We start from the raw sequence: 2,006 nt of genomic DNA, 5'->3' as shown, positions 1-2,006 counted from the left end.
CAGGAGGCTGAGGCGGAATCACATAAGGTTGCTGTCCCGGAATCACATAAGGTTGCTGTCCGAAACCGTACCCACAAGGAAAGCCTCCCCAAGCAAAGATCGGTGGAAGCGGCATGACAAAACATTGCTGCATAACAGGCTGCACGGGTGTTGGAGGTGCGATCGGTTGAGGTGGAGGGGGATCGACGACGACTGGAGGTGCGATCGGTTGAGGTGGAGGGGGATCGACGATGACTGGAGGTGCGATCGGTTCAACGGGAGGTTTAATAATAGTTACGGGGGGATCGATTATCTCCGGTGGAGGGGGATCGATTATTGGTCGAGGAGGATCGATGGTCGGTTGGGGAGGCTTAATTGGTGCGAGTATAGTGGTGTTACTGGCAACAGAAATATCTTGTAGATCGTTAGGATTTGCTCCTGGGATGCGTTCTTGGGTATAGGTGAATGTTAAGGTCGTGTAACGTTGAGTACCCGATAATTGCAATAAACCCAATCCAACATCTGTTCCAAACTTTGTATCAGGCTCGGGAGGAGATGGACAAAATTCTTGCTGCCCGTTCTCATTTCGTCCCGAAACAGTTTGTTTGTCAACGTCTAAGAAAACTTTGGCATTATGTTGACCCATCATGCCGAGAGCAGGTAATTTTCCGCTATTTAATACTTTCCAATCGCTTAAATTGATGTCTGCTCCATCTAAAGTTGTTCCTGATATTTTAATGGAGGTATAAGCACATTTACTGCCATTAAAAAATCTTGACAAAGCAATAAAAGTATCTCCACAGGTTGCGCCATCACTCAGATTCGAGCCGATCTCAGAGGCTTTATAGTTCGTAAAGTCGAGGGTAATCGAAAAACTATTTTTCGATCCCATCGCAACAAGTCTGGGCATAACAGAGGTAATGCTCTGAACTTTACCCGTCAGCCCAAATTCATCGTCGATTTCTCCCGATAAAAAGTCATCATCTTTAATGACAATATCCCCATCGGGACGCTTTTTCCAAGCCCGGTCATCAAAGTCTACTTGCTTGAAGGTAACGCCGATCGCACCGCCCAAACCATCGGCAACTTGTGCGGTGTTCCCGAATCCGGGATAGTTATAGTCTGAAGTGTTCCAGAATGTTAGATTTTTCACGCTAGGTTATTCCTCGCAAAACAAAAACTGCAAAAATTGATTGCAAACGGCGATCGCATCTATAAAAAGGTGGGTCGGGACAATTAAGGCCATCCCCACCTTGTATGTTTGTCGCGATCGACAGATTAACGCCATTTTAAAGCTGGGGCAACAGGTTGAGTAACGGGCTGATTGGTAGCGACCAACTGACAGTAAAGCTCAGCACTATTGACCTGATTTTCAACCGTCGCCAACTGTTTGATAACTTGACCGTTTTGGAAGAATCCTAAAACATTGAGAACATAAGATATGCCGCCAATGGTAATTGTTGTCGTGGATTGTCCGTTGAGAATGTAGACATAATCCGGCGCGTTATCATTTCCACCGGTATTCGGTGTTTCATAATGACCGAAGTTAATATCGACTTCGACGTTCTGGCCATTAATTCCTAGGGTTAATTTTAAGATCGCCGAACGAATGGTGTAGAGGTAGATCGGGTAATTGTAATGGGTGAATGTGCCGATCGCAAAGGCGGAACCATCCAAGCGACAAGAAAGCGAACTCGCACCAGCAAAATGATAACCGCTTTGGAAATTACCGGGATAGGTCAATCCCCAACTCACTAGATTTGTCCCTAATCCTTGAACCGCACTGGCTCCGGCTACTTCTTCAATGACACTCGACCAAACCCCGGAAATGGTAATAGTAACTGTCGTCGGTTGGGGTGTTGGATAACCCGTTCCCGGATAACCCGTTCCCGGATAGCCCGTTCCCGGATAGCCTGTTCCCGGATAGCCTGTTCCCGGATAGCCCGTTCCCGGATAGCCCGTTCCCGGATAGCCCGTTCCCGGATAGCCCGTTCCCGGATAGCCTGTTCCCGGATAGCCTGTTCCCG

1 protein-coding gene and 1 pseudogene are annotated in these 2,006 nt (G+C 47.6%); both read right to left on the bottom strand.

What is annotated here, in order from left to right; all coding sequences use genetic code 11:
* Positions 1-1,132, bottom strand: a pseudogene (locus AC6RV6_RS20150) (hypothetical protein); the annotation flags it as partial.
* Between the two features lie 125 nt (positions 1,133-1,257).
* A partial coding sequence (locus AC6RV6_RS20145) for a choice-of-anchor K domain-containing protein (protein ID WP_500242671.1) occupies positions 1,258-2,006 on the bottom strand: 749 nt, incomplete at its 5' end.

Source organism: Spirulina sp. LEGE 11439, assembly GCF_059821285.1.
This window is presented reverse-complemented; position numbering and strand designations above follow the sequence as displayed.